Annotated in this window: 10 protein-coding genes; 9 read left to right on the top strand and 1 reads right to left on the bottom strand. The window is 52.4% G+C overall.

The features are described 5' to 3' along the window. Window positions 1–396: 396 nt before the first annotated feature. From GK091_RS24735 to GK091_RS24775, 9 genes are all read left to right on the top strand, one after another. On the top strand, window positions 397–3,684 hold the full coding sequence (locus GK091_RS24735; protein WP_164043287.1) for a SusC/RagA family TonB-linked outer membrane protein: 3,288 nt from the start codon (window positions 397–399) through the stop codon (window positions 3,682–3,684). Between the two features lie 16 nt (window positions 3,685–3,700). Continuing rightward, complete coding sequence (locus GK091_RS24740) at window positions 3,701–5,443, top strand: RagB/SusD family nutrient uptake outer membrane protein (RefSeq protein ID WP_164043289.1); 1,743 nt, start codon at window positions 3,701–3,703, stop codon at window positions 5,441–5,443. A 111-nt stretch (window positions 5,444–5,554) separates the two neighbouring features. Next, complete coding sequence (locus GK091_RS24745) at window positions 5,555–7,228, top strand: carboxylesterase/lipase family protein (RefSeq protein ID WP_164043291.1); 1,674 nt, start codon at window positions 5,555–5,557, stop codon at window positions 7,226–7,228. An 87-nt stretch (window positions 7,229–7,315) separates the two neighbouring features. Then, the gene (locus GK091_RS24750) at window positions 7,316–8,086 is read left to right on the top strand and encodes a ThuA domain-containing protein (RefSeq protein WP_164043292.1); all 771 of its coding nucleotides are present in this window, start codon (window positions 7,316–7,318) and stop codon (window positions 8,084–8,086) included. A 38-nt stretch (window positions 8,087–8,124) separates the two neighbouring features. After that, window positions 8,125–11,595, top strand: a complete 3,471-nt coding sequence (locus GK091_RS24755; RefSeq protein ID WP_164043294.1) for a ThuA domain-containing protein — start codon at window positions 8,125–8,127, stop codon at window positions 11,593–11,595. Window positions 11,596–11,737: 142 nt separating this feature from the next. Next, entirely contained in the window at window positions 11,738–12,739 is a 1,002-nt protein-coding gene (locus GK091_RS24760; RefSeq protein WP_164043296.1) for a FecR family protein, read from the top strand. Between the two features lie 15 nt (window positions 12,740–12,754). Next, the gene (locus GK091_RS24765; RefSeq protein ID WP_246202401.1) at window positions 12,755–16,417 is read left to right on the top strand and encodes a SusC/RagA family TonB-linked outer membrane protein; all 3,663 of its coding nucleotides are present in this window, start codon (window positions 12,755–12,757) and stop codon (window positions 16,415–16,417) included. Between the two features lie 173 nt (window positions 16,418–16,590). Further along, a complete protein-coding gene (locus tag GK091_RS24770; RefSeq protein ID WP_164043298.1) occupies window positions 16,591–17,298 on the top strand; it encodes an RNA polymerase sigma factor in 708 nt (235 codons plus the stop codon). Window positions 17,299–17,709: 411 nt separating this feature from the next. Then, window positions 17,710–18,648 carry a helix-turn-helix domain-containing protein gene (locus tag GK091_RS24775; protein ID WP_164043300.1) on the top strand — a complete coding sequence of 313 codons (939 nt, stop codon included), beginning with the start codon at window positions 17,710–17,712 and terminating at the stop codon, window positions 18,646–18,648. A gap of 42 nt (window positions 18,649–18,690) precedes the next feature. Here GK091_RS24775 and GK091_RS24780 read toward each other — a convergent pair whose 3' ends face one another. Then, the gene (locus tag GK091_RS24780; protein ID WP_164043302.1) at window positions 18,691–19,857 is read right to left on the bottom strand and encodes a dipeptidase; all 1,167 of its coding nucleotides are present in this window, start codon (window positions 19,855–19,857) and stop codon (window positions 18,691–18,693) included. Between the last annotated feature and the right edge of the window lie 82 nt (window positions 19,858–19,939).

Here is a 19,939-nt window from a genome sequence, read left to right on the forward strand (position 1 = left end):
TTCAGACGTAGTACCAAGCCTGAAGAGCGGATGCTTTTTCGCCGACAACCTAGTTGAAGCTGAAAATCACAGGCTTTGCTCCTCCTTTATAGTACACTGAATACATTAAGCAATTGACTATAAGTAGTTTATAGCATCCCACCAAGGCATTTTCACTGTCCTCCTTAGCTTTATTTGCTAACGTTTGCTGCTCTCAGTTCAATTCAATCTGTCGAATACGCAAAAAGAATTTATAAAAATTTTGACTTGAAAAGGGATAATTCCAGCCATGTCCTGTACTAGCCTATAAAACAGTTGAAGAAGGAGTGTAATCCATGTAGGCCTGCCTGGATTTCATTCCTTCATAAGCGGTTCGCACAACTAGTTTGATTCATGCGCTAAACCAAGTCAATATTTATGAAAAAATCGTTCTACAGAGCTTTGCAGGCTACTTTTCTAGGGGCAACGCTACTGCTATGGAGCCTTACTGCATTTGCTCAGGATCGCCGGATAACGGGTAAAATTACGGGCAGCGAAGGCGCAATCCCAGGGGCCAACATTGTGTTGAAAGGAACGCAAACCGGTACGTCGTCTGATGCCAATGGCAATTTTATCCTAGCCATCCGTGGTGAAAATCCGGTGCTGATTATTTCCTCCATCGGATCAAAAACGCAGGAAGTGGTGATTGGTAATCGCTCATCAATTGACGTGAAACTCGACGATGAAACCAATGCGCTGAATGAAGTGGTGGTAACGGGTTACTCGACGGAAAACCGCCGGGACGTAACGGGCGCTGTTTCGACGGTTAAACCCACTCAGCTTCAGATTGTACCATCGGCTAATGTCGAACAGCAGTTGCAGGGGCGCGTGGCGGGCGTTACGGTCATCACCAACGGCCAGCCCGGTACATCCAGCCAGATTCGGGTGCGGGGCTTTGGTTCGTTCGGGGGTAATCAACCGCTTTATGTGGTGGACGGCGTGCCTACCCAAAGCATTCAGTTCATCAATCCCAACGACATTGAGACCACGACCGTCCTGAAAGATGCCGCTTCGGCTTCGATTTACGGAGCCAGAGCAGCCGCCGGCGTTGTTGTTTTAACGACAAAGAAGGGGCAGCGGAAGGCCCAGAAATTGAGCGTTAGCTACGATGGCTTATACGGCGTGACCGATCCGGGCAAAGGGCTCCCGATTCTGACTCCGCAGGAGCAGGCCGACTGGACCTGGCAGGCGCGTAAGAATGATCTTTTTCAAACGGGAACAGCCGTTGGGTCGACCAGTTTTGCCGGTATTGCTAATGGTCAATACGGATCGGGTCAAACGCCGGTATTACCGGATTATTTACTGGTTGGTCGAAATGCAGGTGTTGTCGGATCGGTCGATTTGACGGCAGAAGCGGCTAAGTACAATGTCAATCCGGCCAATGGAGCAATCTATACGGTGATTGCGGCCAATAAACAAGGCACCGATTGGTACAAGGCCATCACCCGAGTTGCTCCCATGACACGCCATACGCTGGGCTTTTCGGGTGGCACCGAAACCAGCCGATATTACCTGAGTCTGGGCATGCAGCAGCAAGCGGGCATTATTACAAACAATAATTTTTCGCGCTATACCCTGCGCGCTAACACCGAATTTGACCTGACGAAAAAGCTCCGGTTTGGCGAGAACGTACAGGTCGCCTACGTATCGGCAACGGGTTTGCAGGGGAGTACGGGAAACTCGCTCGGTAACAGCACCAATAACAACTCCAGCGTATCGGGCGATGAGAACGACGTGTTGACCGCGTTTCGGATGGCTCCCATTATTCCGATCTACAATGCATTCGGAGGATACGCGGGTACGGCTGCTCCGGGGTTCAACAATCCCCGAAATCCCGTAGCGAATCGCGAGAGTGTGGCCAATAATACCAACTACACGGTCTTCGGTTCGGGCAATGCTTATCTGGAGTATGATGTAATTCCAGGCCTCACGTTACGGAGCAGCCTGGGTGGAACGTATTACACAAATTATTCTAACTCATACGCCCGGTCCACCTACGAAAACTCCGAGAACATCGCCAACTACACCTACTCAGAAGCATCCAACGCAGGACTCGCCTGGACCTTTACCAACACCGCCCAGTACAAACAGACGTTCGGAAAACACGACCTGAGCCTACTGGCCGGTCTGGAAGCCCTCAACACCGGGAGCGGGCGGGGGATCATTGGGTCAGGGATCAATCCCTTCTCCACCGATCCGGACTACGTCACGCTGAGCACCACCACGCCCGGCGCTACGCGGCAGGTTTCCAGTACCTACAGCAAAGGCAATAACTTCTACTCCGTCTTCGGCCAGGCCAAATACACATTTAACGATAAGTATATAGCTACGGCGGTGGTCCGTCGGGATGGATCGTCCCAGTTCGGGCCCAGCAACCGATTCGGCGTGTTTCCCGCTTTCTCGGCGGCCTGGCGCATCTCATCCGAGGAGTTTATGAGGAGTCTGCCCTGGATTTCGGACCTCAAAATTCGCGGTGGCTACGGCCTGATGGGCAATTCCAACTACCTCAGTTCCACCAACCAGTTCAACCTGTTTGCCACCAATGCGGCCAATGGCTATGACCTCGGCGCAACGAACAACTCGATTGCAACGGGCTACTACCCAAGTCAGATCGGCAATGCCGATGCCAAATGGGAGACCAGCATTACGTCTAACATCGGTATTGACGGTTCATTTTTTAATAACCGGCTGGAAGTGGTTGTCGATTTCTGGCGGAAGGATACCAAAGACCTGCTTTACCAATTGGCTTTGCCGAGCGTCGTGGGGGTTCGGGCCAATGCGCCCTTCCTGAACGTAGCGAGCATGCGCAATCAGGGCATCGATCTGCTGCTGACCACGCGGGGAAAACTCGTCGGCGAGCTGAGTTACGAGGTGACTGGAATCGGGAGTTTTCTGAGCAACCGGATCACCGCCATTGCGCCGTTGGTGCCGTATTTCACGGGCGGTGGCACCCGGATTGGCGGGCCGGTGGTCCGTAACGAAGCGGGCCACACGTTGTCCTCGTTCTATGGTTATCAGGTCGTTGGCCTGTTCAATAGCAAAGAAGACGTGGCATCAGCTGCGACGCAAACGGGCGCTGCGCCGGGCCGATTCCGTTTTGCGGACCTCAATGGCGACCGTAAAATCGACGATAATGACCGGACGTATCTGGGTAGCCCGATTCCTAAATTCACAGGCAGCATTACGTTGGGTTTGAAATACAAAGGGTTCGATTTGAACACCAACCTATATGCTTCACTGGGTAGTCAGATTTTCAACAACCAGCGGTGGTTTACGGATTTCTACCCCTCGTTCACCGGGGCTGCGGTCAGTACACGGGTGAAAGATTCGTGGCTGCCTACCCATACCGACACCATGGTACCGATTTTTGAGAGCGCGGCTAATTTCAGCACCAACACGCAGCCTAATTCCTACTACGTCGAAAACGGATCGTACGGGCGGATGCAGTATTTGAATCTGGGATATACCTTTCCTACTGTACTGTTAAGTCGGGCCAATCTCAGCCGGTTGCGGGTATCGGTGTCGGCGACGAACTTGTTTACGATCACCAAATACAGCGGCTTAGATCCGGCGGTTGGTGGCGGTTCGGATGCTACATTCGGGATTGATGTGGGCAACTATCCAGTAACTCGGGGCTACAATGTAGGGGTGAGTTTTGGCTTCTAATCGACTAATCGGCAACATGAAAAATCTTACCAATAAATTAATCATAGTGACAGCAACACTCGTGCTGTCGACCTCCGCCTGTAAAGAAAAATTTCTGGAGGTGCCGCCCACCGGCCAGTTGTCTAGCGACCAATTGACGTCCAAGGCCGGAATTGAGGGAATTCTGGTGTCGTCGTATGCCCAGTTGAACGGGCGGGGCTTCCGGCGGGTGAGCAGTTCGTTTAACTGGCTGCGGGGAAGCATATCGGGTGGGGAAGCAAACAAAGGCTCTAATTCAGGCGATTATGGTGATCTCATCCCCTGGATGACGTATCAGCTTTACCCCAGTCTGTTCGACATCGGTCAGAAATGGAGTGCCATGTTTGAAGGCATCAGCCGGGCAAATGCGGTGCTACGGGCGCTTCCATCGGCCAGTGTCGACGTAACGGCGGCTGACAAACAGCGGATATCCGCCGAAGCCCGTTTCCTGCGCGCACATTACTACTTTGATCTGAAACGGGGCTTCAATCTGGTTCCCTACGTAGACGAATCGGTGGGCTACGGAACGGGTGCCGAAAAGGTGCCGAACAACGTGGATATATGGCCTAAAATTGAAGCCGATTTCAAATACGCTGTCGACAACCTGCCTGAAACGCAGACGCTGGTGGGTCGGGCGAACAAATGGGCGGCTATGGCGTATCTGGCGAAAACGTACCTGTATCAGAAGAAATACACCGAGGCTAAAACGCTGTTCGATCAGGTGATTACCAATGGTGTTACGTCGGGTGGCACAAAATACGGGCTGGTCGCCAACTACACCGACATTTTCAACGCGGCCAAAGAAACCAACGCCGAGTCGATTTTTGCGATCCAGAATGCGGCCAATACCGGTAGTTCAGATAATGCCGCAACAGATCTGGCCAACAACTTTCCGTACAACACCGGTTCAAGCGGTCCGGCGGGTTGCTGCGGCTATTTTCCGCCCAGTTTCGAGTTGGCGAACTCGTTTCGGGTGGATGGCAACGGACTTCCTTTGCTGGACGGCTCCTACAATTCGGATGCAAACCAGTTGAAAACAGATCAGGGTATCCTGTCAAATCAGGCATTCACACCAGATACGGGTCCGGTTGATCCGCGTCTGGACTGGTCGGTGGGTCGTCGGGGCATTCCCTATCTCGACTGGTCGATCCACCCCGGTTTTGCCTGGATTCGCGACCAGAGCTTTGCCGGACCTTATTCGCCCAAGAAGTTTATCTATTACAAATCGCAGGCTAAAACGCTGACCGATGCCAGTACATCAACCGATGCGTATTCGGCGATCAATTACAACATCATCCGCTTTGCCGACGTACTGCTGATGGCGGCTGAATGCGAGATTGAAGTAGGAAGTCTGGAAACGGCGCGCAAGTATGTCAACATGATTCGGACCCGGGCCGCGAATGCCGATACGTGGGTAAAAGCGTCGGATGGAAAGAATGCTGCCAACTACGTAATCGCCAACTACACCATGCCCTGGACCGATAAAGTGGCAGCCCGAACGGCGGTACAATTTGAGCGCAAACTCGAACTCTCGGGCGAAGGGCATCGCTTCTTCGATCTGGTCCGTTGGGGAACGGCTTCCACCGTTTTGAACGCATTCCTGGCCTACGAATCCAAAAAATTACCGGTAGCTTATAGTGGTGGCAAATTCACGGCGGGTCGGGACGAATACATCCCCATCCCACAGACCCAGATTGATTATCAGGGCAAAAGTGTGTTGACACAAAATCCGGGGTATTGATATGTAGCGTGGACTTCCAGTCCGCGTAGCTGTGGGCTAAGTTGCAGCTGGACATTACTAGCCTACGGCTACGCGGACTGGAAGTCCACGCTACTCAAAACGAACAAAATCATGAGCAATAACCGTAGAGAATTCCTTCAAAAACTTGGCTTTGGGGCAACGGCCCTGGGCGTTTCGCCAATTACGTCAGACGTAACAGCAAAACCCACCGCACCGAATCGAAAAGACAGTGTAGTGGCTGCTGAGTCGAATGCGGTGGTGGAAACATCGGCGGGGAAAGTGCGCGGCTATACACACAACGGTATCGTCAATTTTAAAGGAATTCCCTACGCAGCAACGACCGCCGGAGAGGCCCGATTTATGCCACCGGCCAAACTCACCCCCTGGACTGGTGTGCGTAACTCGCTTATCTACGGGCCGGTCTGTCCCCAGAAGCCAAATGCCGGGTGGAGTTCGGAAGAATACGCGTTTCTGTATCAATGGAACGATGGTTCGCAGGGAGAGGACTGCCTTCGACTAAATGTCTGGTCGCCGGGGGTGAACGATGGTAAAAAACGACCGGTTATGTTCTGGATACATGGGGGGGCTTTTTTCTCCGGTTCCAGCCAGGAACACCCGTCCTACGATGGCGAAAACCTGAGCCGATTCGGCGATGTCGTCGTTGTCTCGATCAACCACCGGCTCAACGTTTTTGGCTTTCTCGATTTGTCGGATTACGGCAGTCAGTACGCTCAGTCGGGAAACGTAGGCATGCTGGATTTGGTAGCGGCTCTCGAATGGGTACGTGATAACATTGCTCAGTTTGGGGGCGACGCTAGCAACGTAACGATTTTCGGACAGTCGGGTGGCGCGGCAAAAGTCACAACGCTTATGGCCATGCCATCGGCAAAGGGGCTTTTTCATAAAGGCATTTCGGAAAGTAGCTCGACCGTTCAGGTGGCTACGCATACCTACGCGGCCCAACTCGCTGAGCATGTGCTGGCGGATTTGAAACTCAACCGGTCAACTATCAGCGATATTCATAAACTCTCTTTTGCGCGCATTACGGAAGCGGGCATAGCTGCCGAGAAGAAAATGGGAGCCACGATACCGCCGGGCGTTGGTCGGGCGGGGTGGCAACCGGTCGTGGATGGCACCGTATTACCCGCTCATCCGTTTGAGCCTGCCGTTCCAGCCTATTCAGCGAATATCCCGATGATTATTGGTACGAACCGTAACGAAGCGTCGGCCAGTATCAACAACCCCGGTATGGAATCAATCGACGACGATGGGGCGAAAAAGAAACTGGCCGAACGCTTTGGCGACAAGGGTGGCCAGCTGTATGATGTGTTGCGTAAAGTGCATCCAAAAGCGAAGCCTGTTGAACTCATCTCATACGTAGCCCCTTATAATCCAATGGCTTATCTACAAGCCGAGCGGAAAGCGGCTCAGGATGCTGCCCCCGTTTATCTCTACCTGTTTGCCTGGCAGACGCCCGTTTTGGATGGCCGACCCCGCTCGTTTCATTGCAGCGAAATTCCGTTTGTCTTTGCCAATACCGACCGGTGCGAAACGATGACAGGCGGAGGAAACGAAGCTCGGGAATTGGCTACCAAAATGAGTCAGGCCTGGGTCAATTTCGCCCGCACTGGCAATCCAAATCATAAAGGACTTCCCAACTGGCCCGCCTTTATGCCCGACAACGGCGCGATGATGGTTTTCAACAAAACCAGCGACGTACGCAACGATCCCGACGGCGAAGCCCGGAAAGTACTGGAATCACTGTACTATAAGCGAAGTGTGTAGGGGTGAAACACCCCCAGCCCCCAGAAGGGAGCTAAAACCTCTAGGGGATTGGGGGTATCGTGCAATGACCTTGAAAACGAATTAAGCATGAAAAAAATAGTATCGCTTCTTTTGGCCTTTTTACTGGGTGTTTCGGGGCTGAGTGTTGCCCAATCCAGCAAGCCCAAAGTCCTGATTTTCAGTAAAACACTACGGTATTATCATGAGTCCATTCCCGATGGTATCGCGGCCATTACGCATATGGGTCAACAGCATGGGTTCGATGTAGACACGACAAAAAATGCGGATTTCTTTACCGACAATACCCTGAAAAAGTACGCGGCTATCATCTGGCTTAGCACTACTGGCGACGTACTGAATCCCGCGCAGCAAGCGGCTTTTGAACGTTACATTCAGGCGGGTGGTGGCTACGTGGGCATTCACTCGGCCTCTGCCTCGGAGAAGGATTGGGAATGGTTCGGCCAGTTGACCGGGGCCGTTTTCGTGAATCACCCACCCGATCCGGTGGAGGGTGTTGTGCGGGTTGCCGATGCGAAAGACCCATCGACGCGCCAGTTGCCCAAGCGGTGGAAGCGAAAGGACGAATGGTATAATTTCAAAAAACGCATGACCGATGTACACGTACTGCTGACCGCCGATGAACGTACGTACCAGGGCGGTACCGAAGGCGCCTATCACCCGCTGGCGTGGAAGCACCAATTCGATGGTGGCCGGTCATTTTATACTGCACTAGGTCACCTCGGCGAAGCCTATCAAGATCCCCTATTTCAACAACATATTCTGGCCGGGATTCAGTACAGCATCGGCAAAAACGAACCACTGGATTATACCAAGGCCAAAACAGTCCAGGTGCCTTAAGCGAACGATCGGGCCAAACGATTCCAACTTCTTTCAAGATGACATCAGTAAAAGCAAGGCTCTATGCCATTGGGTTGCTCGGTATTACGTTCCTGCTCTATTCGGGCATGATGGTCAGGCAACCTGCTAATCCGCCCCGCGTTTTGATCTTTTCAAAAACTAAAGGCTGGAAACACACCTCCATTCCGTTCGCGATTGCCGCGATTCAGAAGCTGGGAAATGCCAATGGCTTTCTAGTCGATACGACGAAAAATGCGGCTCTGTTCACCGACGAAAACCTGAAACAATACGCAGCGGTGATCTTCAACTGCACGACAGGTAACGTATTGAATGGCGAACAACAGGCGGCTTTTGAGCGCTACATTCAGGCGGGTGGCGGCTATGTCGGTATCCATGCCGCAGCTGATACAGAATATGACTGGCCCTGGTATGGCAAGCTGATGGGCGCTCATTTTTCCAGTCACCCGCACAATCCCAATGTGCGCAAAGCCACAGTTGACGTGACTAACAAAACCCATCCAGCCACGACGATGCTGCCCGATCGTTGGGAACGTACCGACGAATGGTACAACTACCGATCATTCTATTCAGGCATAAACGTGCTGGCCAATCTGGACGAGAATACCTACGAAGGCGGCACCAACGGCGCGAACCATCCCATCAGCTGGTATCACGAGTTCGATGGCGGACGAGCCTTTTATACCGGTGGCGGCCACACCGATGAGAGCTTCGGCGAGCCTTTGTTTCTGAGCCATTTGCTTGGCGGCATCAAGTATGCGATGGGCGATGGCAAACCGCTGGACTACCGAAAAGCTTATGCCAAAGTAACGCCCGAGCAAAACCGCTTCGTGAAAACGGTACTGGTCAATGATCTGAATTCACCGATGGAGCTGGCGATTGCACCGGATGGTCGGGTGTTTTTTACGGAATTATTTGGCAACCTCTCAGTCTATGATCCACGTACCGGGAAGAATACGTTGATCCACAAATTCCCGATCACGAATATGGGCGGCACGGGCGTCATTGGCCTGGCGCTCGATCCGAAGTTTACGCAAAATCGTCATCTCTACGTGTACTACGCGCCTGCTGGCCTGACCGAAGAAACGCTGGCTTTTCAGTTATCCCGCTTTACCATGAACTCCGATAATACCCTGGATTTGGGTTCCGAGAAAGTGATGCTGAAAGTGCCGGTCCAGAAAATTAGCGGGTCGCACCACGGCGGTTCGCTGGCCTGGGACAAAGACGGCAATCTGTTCCTGTCCACCGGCGACAGTTCCGCGCCGTTTCCATCGGATGGGTATTCACCGCTCGACGAACGGCCGGGCAAGGAATTTTATAGTCTGGATTCGCAACGCTCGGCGGGTAGCACGAATGACTTTAAGGGAAAAATTCTGCGAATTCATCCCACAACGGATGTTGCTGAAGCTGACGGAACCTACACCATTCCCGATGGGAATTTATTCGCAAAAGGAGAAGAAAAAACACGGCCCGAAATTTACATTATGGGTTGCCGAAACCCGTACCGAATTGCCGTGAATCCGAAAACGTCTGTACTGTATTGGGGCGAGATTGGGCCGGATGCGGGGAAAGATGGCGTTCAGGGGCCACGTGGTTACGATGAGTTTAATCAGGCCAGAAAGGCCGGCAATTTCGGCTGGCCCTATTTTTTGGGTAACAATTATGCTTACGCGAAATGGGATTTTGCAACGAAGACCGCCGGTCCAAAATTCGACCCGGCAGCACCCATCAACAACTCACCGAATAACACCGGCCTGAATCAATTGCCACCCGCCCAGCCCGCCATGATCTGGTATCCCTACGCGGCTTCGGACGAGTTTCCCGAATTGGGTGTAGGTGGACGTAGCGCGATGGCGGGCGAGTTTTATACCTTCGATAAAAACGCTGCGTCACCGAACAAATTCCCGGATTATTACGACGGTGCCCTGTTTGTGTTCGACTGGATGCGCAATTGGGTGATGGCACTCCGGTTCGACGATAAAGAGAATTATGTACGTAGCGAACCGTTCATGGCCACTAATGGTGATTTCCGGCGACCCATTGACCTGGCGTTTGGGCCCGATGGTGTGATGTATATGCTGGAATACGGATCGGTCTACGGGGCTGATAATGAGGATGCCCGTCTAGTGAAAATCGAATACAATACAGGCAATCGGGCACCCCTTGCCCAGGCCAGCATCGCGGATTCAGCGGCCGAAGCGCGAGTCGATAAACGGGTCTTTCTGACGTCCGAGCGTAGAAACTATCCCATTCTTCGCGAAGCTGACGGGCAGGCTCCCTTGCGTGTTACGTTCAAAAGCCAGGGCTCCCGCGACCTTGACGACGATGATCAGATGACGTACCAATGGCTGTTCGATGGCAAAACGGTGGGAGCCACGACCCCGACGGCGACGTACACCTACAAAAAGCCGGGCGTCTATAAAGCCATTCTGAACGTGACCGATCAGGCCGGGCTTGTGGGGCGGGATACCGTTGTTGTCAACGTTGGCAATACCCGGCCAGACGTGACGATTACGAGTGTGGGCAATAAATCCTTTTTCTGGGATAACAAACCGTTTACCTATGCCGTCAGGGTGAAGGATAAGGAGGACGTAGTGGTTGATCCCAAACGAATTAAAGTCGTTTACGCCTACAATTCCCAGCCAACTGCATCGGGCACCACGTCGCCCAATACGCCAATGCTCGCTGCCGAAACGAATTCGCTAGGCAAAACGCTCATGGCGGGTAGTGACTGTAAAGCCTGTCATACGGTCGATAAGGTGTCGGTTGGTCCATCGTTTCTGGCGATTGCGCATAAGTACAAGGAGCAGGCTGGGTCCATTGAACAACTGGGCACTAAAATTATAAACGGAGGTGGTGGCGCCTGGGGGACGGAGCATGTCATGAGTGCGCATCCGCAGCTTTCACCGCAGGACGCGCAGGAAATGGTACGTTATATTTTTTCCCTGACCGACAAGCAGAAAAGCCAGACGGTCTTGCCACTCCAAGGTTCGCTGGCACTGAAAGACAATCCCAAAGGTGACGTGAAAGGGCAGTACACAGTTGTGGCTTCCTACACGGATAAGGGCAACAAAGCAGTGGGTCCACTTACGGGAACGGACGTAGTGACGCTACGCAATGCCAACGTAAAACCTGCCTACGCCGATGCCCACGTTGGCTTTTCTCGGTTCCGGGATAACCTGTCGCCGGGTGGCCACAAGTCGTATATTCTGCTGAAAAACATCGACCTGTCAGGCATCAAAGCGTTTCAGTACGAATACGGATCGGCAAACCAGACGGGAGAAATTGAGGTACGTATCGACTCGCAGGCGGGCCCGGTGATTAGTACAACAAGCTATGGGCCAACGGGCAGCTGGGATACGTTGAAAACGGTTAGGGGTCAACTCAACAAACCAGTTCCTGGTCGGCATGATGTATATTTTTTCGCCATCAAACGCGCCAAACCGAACGACGAAATTCTCAAATTGACTAATATCCGGTTTGAGGAATGAGCATTTTTTCTGGCGTGGATATTCACCCGTGTCTGTTTATGAAACCGAGTTTATCTCGTATGGCAGTTCATAAAATTTCATAATAAAGGGGTAATTTCCGGACGGCTCTATACTTTACCAACAGACATAATTAGTACCGCATATGCGCTCGTACGAGCTATTTTCCATACAGGACTTTATTGCCGACGATGCCTTTATCGCCTGGGTGACCTATCCTACGCAAACCTCTAATTCTTTCTGGCTTGAGTGGGTGCAGAAACACCCTTACAAACGGGCAGAGGTAGAAGAAGCCATCAAGATTGTCAGGCAGTTATCGTCACAACCCGACGTTTTTTCGGAAGAGGAGGTTCAGCAAAGCTGGAAAAGTATTCAGCAGCAAATTGCCCCCGATCTTCGGGAGGAGCCTGCTGGTATTGTGATTCCGCTCTGGCGACGCTGGTATGCCGTTGCTGCCACCGTAACTGTATTGCTACTGGTTGGTGTAGGCTTCTGGTGGTATCAACAACCTGTGTACTATACGACTGCTTTTGGCGAAATGCGTACGGTCGTCTTACCCGATAGCTCACTGGTTACGCTGAACGGCAATTCGAAGATGGAATACCAACGGAGCTGGTCCAATCGGGAAGTGACGCTGACGGGTGAAGCTTATTTTCAGGTCAGAAAAAAACGACAACGAAACGAACTCGTGAAGTTTACGGTCAAAACAGCCCGGTTGGACATCAACGTAGTGGGTACTGTTTTTAATGTGAACGACCGGCGGGGCAAAACGGAAGTGATGCTGGCCGAAGGGATAGTGCATATCAACGAACGTAGTCATGCCAGTCAGAACATGGTTCTGGTACCCGGGGATAAAGCCACCCTGTTGCCCGCAACCAATGCCCTAACGAAAGAAAAAGCGGACCCGCATATCTACACCGCCTGGCTACACAATACGTTAATTTTTAACGGAGAAACGCTAAATAACGTCTTTCAGAAATTAGAGGATAGTTACGGCATTCGCACAACGGTTAGCCGCCCGGAACTGCTTCGGAAACGGTTTACCGGCTCGGTGGGCACAGATTCGATTCCAACCTTCTATAATCAGCTTCAAACGATCTATAATGTGCGCGCAAAAGCAACAAAAGAAGGCTATCTGATCGACTAACGACTTAGGTTGAGCATGCGCCCATCTACCCACAAAAAGAATAGACTGAAACCGCATTTTTTTGCGGGATTGCTATTGCTTGGGCTGGTAGGCAGTCAATCGATTGACGTATACGGCCAGCAGTCGCCATCAGGCAAAATCTCCCCCATTGGGTCATCTGGACGACCGATCGCCAGTAAAACCGATCTGGCTCAGCTACTGAATGAACTGGCACTTCGCCACCACGTTATTTTCAATTATGATACTGATCTACTGGCGAATAAACTTGTTTCGTCGGACGTGCTGGCCAGTTTGCCCAGACATTTAGATCGGATGCTAACCCGATTACTGGCACCCTACAACATAACGTTTCAGCGGACAAAAAACACCTACGTTCTTTATCAGGAGCCCATTCGCGCAACGGCTTCCGCCCAGCACTATCCGACCGGTCTCTCCCCCATCAAATCAGCCTTTTCTGACGAAAAACAACCCACGTATCAACTCACCGGCAACGTAGTGACCACAACCGGAGAGGCCTTGCCCGGCGTTACCATCGTACTCAAAAATACCTCGGCGGGAACGACTACTTCCCTCGATGGTACGTATAATTTATCCGTTCCAGAACGTACCGGAACACTAATTTTTTCGTACATCGGCTACGCTACACAGGAGTATCCTTTTGCCGAAAACACGACGATCAACGTGCAATTGGCGGAGGATACGAAGCTATTGAACGAAATCGTCGTCACGGGGTATTCCGTCGAAAATCGGCGTGAGTTGACGGGCGCTGTTTCGACGGTTAAACCTACTCAGCTTCAGATTGTACCATCGGCTAATGTCGAACAGCAGTTGCAGGGGCGCGTGGCGGGCGTTACGGTCATCACCAACGGACAGCCCGGTACATCCAGCCAGATTCGGGTGCGGGGCTTTGGTTCGTTCGGGGGTAACCAGCCGCTTTATGTGGTGGACGGCGTGCCTACCCAAAGTATTCAGTTCATCAATCCCAATGACATTGAGACCACGACCGTCCTGAAAGATGCCGCTTCGGCTTCGATTTATGGGGCTCGGTCGGCCGCTGGAGTAATCGTGCTGACGACGAAAAAAGGGCAGCGCCGGGTGCAAAAGCTCAGCGTTAGTTACGATGGTTTATACGGCGTGACCGATCCGGGCAAAGGGCTCCCGATTCTGACTCCGCAGGAGCAGGCCGACTGGACCTGGCAGGCGCGTAAGAATGATCTTTTTCAAACGGGAACAGCCGTTGGGTCGAACAGTTTTGCCGGTATTGCCAATGGACAGTATGGATCGGGGCAAACGCCGGTGTTGCCGGATTATCTACTGGTTGGCCGAAATGCGGGTGTTGTCGGCTCCGTTGACTTAGCGGCTGAACAGGCTCATTACAACATCAATCCAGCCAATGGGGCGATCTACAACGTCATTCCCGCCAATAAACAAGGCACTGATTGGTACAAAGCCATTACCAGGGTGGCTCCCATGACACGACACACGCTGGGCTTTTCGGGCGGCACCGAGACCAGCCGGTACTACCTGAGTCTGAGTATGCAGCGACAAGCGGGGATCGTTCGTAACAATGATTTTTCGCGCTATACCTTTCGCACCAATACCGAATTTGACCTGACAAAAAAGCTCCGGTTTGGCGAGAACGTACAGGTCGCCTACGTATCGGCGACGGGTTTGCAGGGCACAACGGGAAATGCACTGGGCAACAGCACCAACAATAATTCGAGCGTTGCTTCGGATGAGAACGATATTCTGTCGGCGTTTCGAATGGCTCCCATAATTCCAGTGTATAATTCGTTCGGAGAGTATGCGGGCACAGCCGCTCCGGGGTTCAGCAATCCCCGAAATCCAGTGGCCAGTCGGGATGGACAGGCTAACAATTTGACTCATATGGTGAGTATTTTTGGGAATGCCTATCTGGCGTACGATCCCATTCCGGCTGTAACACTGACGAGTAGTCTGGGCGGAACGTACTATACGAACTACGCTACTTCACACACTCGGTCTACCTACGAAAACTCGGAAAATATTGCCAACTATACCTATTCAGAAGCATCCAACGCAGGACTCGCCTGGACCTTTACCAACACCACCCAGTACAAACAGACGTTCGGAAAACACGATCTGAGCCTACTGGCCGGTCTGGAAGCCCTCAACACCGGGAGCGGGCGGGGCATCGTTGGGTCAGGGATCAATCCCTTCTCCACCGATCCGGACTACGTCACGCTGAGCACCACCACGCCCGGCGCTACGCGGCAGGTTTCCAGTACCTACAGCAAAGGCAATAACTTCTACTCCGTCTTCGGCCAGGCCAAATACACATTTAACGATAAGTATATAGCTACGGCGGTGGTCCGTCGGGATGGATCGTCCCAGTTCGGGCCCAGCAACCGATTCGGCGTGTTTCCCGCTTTCTCGGCGGCCTGGCGCATCTCATCCGAGGAGTTTATGAGGAGTCTGCCCTGGATTTCGGACCTCAAAATTCGCGGTGGCTACGGCCTGATGGGCAATTCCAACTACCTCAGTTCCACCAACCAGTTCAACCTGTTTGCCACCAATGCGGCCAATGGCTATGACCTCGGCGCAACGAATAAGTCCGTCGAATCAGGTTACTATCCCAGTCAATATGGTAATCCAGATGCGAAATGGGAAACCAGCACGACATCCAACGTTGGTATTGATGGCTCGTTTTTCAACAACAGACTGGAGGTAATGATCGACTTTTGGCGGAAAGACAACAAAGACCTGCTTTACCAATTGGCTTTGCCGAGCGTCGTGGGGGTCCGGGCCAATGCGCCCTTCCTGAACGTAGCGAGCATGCGCAATCAGGGCATCGATCTGCTGCTGACCACGCGGGGAAAACTCGTCGGCGAGCTGAGTTACGAAGTAACTGGAATTGGGAGTTTTCTGAGTAACCGGATTACCGCTATTGCGCCATCGGTACCGTATTTTTCCAGTGGCGGCACCCGCATTGGTGGGCCGGTGGTACGTAATGAGCCAGGCCATACGTTGTCCTCTTTCTATGGTTATCAGGTCGTTGGCCTGTTCAACAGCAAAGAAGACGTGGCATCGGCTGCGACGCAAACGGGCGCTGCGCCGGGCCGATTCCGTTTTGCAGACCTCAATGGCGACCGTAAAATCGACGACAATGACCGGACGTATCTGGGTAGCCCGATTCCTAAATTCACAGGCAGCATTACGTTGGGTTTGAAATACAAAGGGTTCGATCTGAACACCAACCTATATGCTTCACTGGGCAGTCAGATTTTTAACAACCAGCGTTGGTTTACGGATTTCTACCCCTCGTTCACCGGGGCTGCGGTCAGTACACGGGTGAAGGATTCGTGGTTGCCTACCCATACCGACACCACGGTGCCGATTTTTGAGAGCGCAACTAATTTCAGCACCAACACGCAGCCTAATTCCTACTACGTCGAAAACGGATCGTACGGGCGGATGCAGTATTTAAACCTGGGCTACAGTTTTTCGAACGCCCTGTTAAGTCACCTAAAAATGAGCCGATTACGGGTGTCAGTGTCGGCGACGAACTTGTTTACGATCACCAAATACAGCGGCTTAGACCCCGCCGTTGGTGGTCTGGCTGATGCTACGTTCGGGATCGATGTGGGCAACTATCCAGTGACTCAAGGCTATAACCTGGGTGTGAGTGTTGGATTCTAGCGCTATTTTTCGTTTTTGTCATCCCGACAATGGGACTGTTATTGAGTACTTAATCCCAAAACAGCTTTGGCTCGTTTTACTAAAATATTATGCAATAAATCCGTACTTTAGTGCAATATAGTCGGATCAACAAGACCACTGTCCATCGTTTCGACTAGATGGTTTTCGTTACTATGGAACGTTATACGCATCCACCTGACCCATCCGGGGATAAGGCTGGTTTTCCTATTGATACGCCAAGTACTATTCCTTCAAATAGTGGTCAATCGACTGTAGCACCCGATACAAATACCACCGAACAACAACAGTGGGCAGCATTACAGGAGGGCAGTGCGGATGCGTTGTCCTGGTTCTACCAGCGGTATGGCAAAATGCTGCTCAACTACGGCTACCGGCTGGCTCCCGATAAGGAACTGGTCAAAGACACAGTCCAGGATTTATTTGTTCAGGTCTGGGGCAAAGCGACAAAATTGCCAGCCATTACGTCACCCAAAGCGTATTTCATCGTGGCGTTACGTCGGGAATTGATCCGACGTATTACGAAGCAACGTCAATTCTCGGACGCCACACCCGACGAAGACAAGGAGCTTTCCGCTGAGGAACAACTCATTGCCACGCAAACCGACGACTCGATTACAGATCGCTTAGCCCGTTTCATCAATCAATTGCCACCCCGTCAGCGCGAAATTATTTTCCTGAAGTATTACAGTTCTCTGGCAACTGACGAAATCGCTGACGTGATGGAGTTGACTTCGCCATCTGTCTACAAGCTACTCTACAAAGCACTGGACAATCTCCGGCAGTTATGCGCAGGTTGGGAAGCCGTCTGGGCATTCTGCTGTCTCACGTTTTCCGCTCTATTTTCTGAGCTTATCAACTAATACTACTGTACCATAAGTTACTGATCGAATCAGGTACGTGAAGCCTTCGAATGGATAAGCGACAGGAATCGTATCCTCGTATGTATAGGTGTGCTACGAATTAGGGTCAACCGTAATTAATAGTGAAAACCCGTGTTTTCATCGGCGCGATACGCATCGGCTACAGGCAACCAGGCAACCGTTCTCAACTCCTCGACAAGCCCAGGATAAATGGTTTGTTACCGAATCCAGTTTACTGTGCCGCAGGCGAGATCACCAGGATTGAACAGGCAATAGCCATTGGTACAAAAGGACCACGACAACAAATGGTAGGTGCTTCTTTCTGGGTACATCCGCAACAAAAGGGTCTTTGACGGCTTTAAATCGAACATAAGCTACAACTTTTAGTGCCCGAACCGTAGCTTTGCACGTATGAAACGCATTCCCCAGTTTGACGGACTATACGGCGAGGTCAGCGATCAAACCGGTTCGTCAGACCGGTTTTGTCCACCACAGGCTGTTGTCGGGGTGCCGGGCCATCAGCCGGATAGCGAGTACTTGTTCTCTGAACTGCTCGAAACGCGTAGCCATCTGTTCGATTGGGTGATTCAACCACACGTTCACCCCCGCTTATGTCAACTATTTTTTGTCGAAATGGGTCGTGTCGATTTTTCGGAGGCTACCCAAAAACGCCAGCTAACGGGGCCGGTGGTACTGCTGATTCCGCCTACAGCGCTGCACGGGCTCATTTACACGCCGGACACCAGAGGCCGTATTCTGACCTTATCCGACAGCTTACTGGATAGCCTGTTCCCGGATACCTCGCCCCTGAAGCCTATGCTGGGATCGGTACAGTGCATTCAGGTGTTCGAAGAGCCTTACTCGGCGCCGGTAGTGGGGCAACTGATTGCCCAGATTGACGAGGAATTATTCGGCGACCAGCCCGAAAAGCGTACCATGCTGCATCTGAGTCTGCAACGGCTCTTTGTTATCCTGTACCGGTTATGGCAGCAAAACCAAACCATGCAGAACAGTCCCAATAACCTACCGCAACACTATTTCCGGCAGTTTCAGCAACGAGTCAGGCAGGTTGGAACGACTCATACGATCACCCAGTATGCCGACGATCTGGCCATCACGCCCGTTCATCTGAACCGGATCTGTCAAGCCGTGGCCGGAAAGTCGGCCAGCCAATTTGTGCAGATGCATATTCTGGACGAAGCCCGCAAGTACCTGACCTATACCACCTATTCTGTGTCGGAGATTGCGTATCTGCTGCATTTCGAGTACCCGAACTACTTTGCCCGGTTTTTCCGAAAGCACATGGGCGTGTCACCCACCCAATTTCGGGAGGGTCAACGCGCTACTTAATTTATGACAACTCACAACATAAGAGGGGCTACTGGTCGACTCTCAGTGATGACCCGCCGTGGCCGCATCGAACACGCGGCAGAAGTTACCCCCTCCTACCCGACCAATTTCATCGCCGGAAAAGCCAACCGTCAACAGAGCATCAACGACAGCGTAGTAAAACCCGACTGTCTGGTCGGCCCAGGCCCCATTCGTGCGTTCACCGATCCGTTCGCCCTGTTGACCACCGCCGGGACCTTTCTGGGCACATGGGGATCTATAAGACGGGGTTAGCTTGGTATCGGTGCCGAGACAAACATGGTCGATCCCAACGACATCCACCAACGCCCTAATGTTCTGGGCATATGCCAGTGGTGTGTCGGCTAAGTGTGTCCATACACCAATAACACCACCCGCCCTGGCGATACGTTGAGCCTGCTCTTTACTGATGAGTCTTGGTTTCATCATAGCGGCCATGCGCTCATTCTGACCCAACTGGGTATTAAGGCCCGTGTGGGAGATGACTATGGGTTTGGTCGCCACCTTGAGAGCCGCATTCACCGTTTCATTACTGGCGTGTGTCAGGTCAACCAGAATTCCCAGCCGGTTGCACGCCCGGATAACATCGGCCCCAAAGGCGGTCAGCCCGCCCCACTGAGGAGGGCTCGTGTAAACGTCGCCCAATGGCACAGACGCATCATTGTCGTGGAGCAGCCCGAGATGTCGCAAGCCCCGGGTATAGGCTTCGTCCAGCCGATCCAAATGCCCTTCCAGAAAATGACCGCCCTCGATCGATTGAATGACCGTCGGCTGGTGCGCCGTGTGTGCCGTGCGTAGGTCAGCCAGGTTCAGAGCGCGCTTCACACCGTTTTGGGTTAGCACGCTGTCCATCGACGCCAATGCATTCTTGTACCGCTCGTAGGCGTCTCCGGGGTTGACCAGCGCGGGCCGGTCGACGGAGATGGTCATGCAGATGGCTGATAAGCCCGATCGGTTCATCGCACCAGCCAGGTCGAGTTGAGGACCAGGGACCTCAGCTGCGATGAAGGGAACATCGACATGGTTGTGGGTATCAATGCAAATCGTTTTGGCAACGATGGCCGCCACCCGTGGGTCGATCCGGACCCGGTCGGTAGCCCACGACGCCAGCGCGTTTGTCCTCATGACCACACTCGCCCCCGCGACAGAAGAAAGGAAGTTCCGTCGTGACCATTGACGTTGATGTTTCATTACGAGTTAAAATTAATCGATTGACGGGTAGGGCGTAACGGCCCTACCAACGGGTTGTTTTACAGGGTATTTAATACCTTCG

Source organism: Spirosoma agri (assembly GCF_010747415.1).
Lineage (GTDB): Bacteria > Bacteroidota > Bacteroidia > Cytophagales > Spirosomataceae > Spirosoma > Spirosoma agri.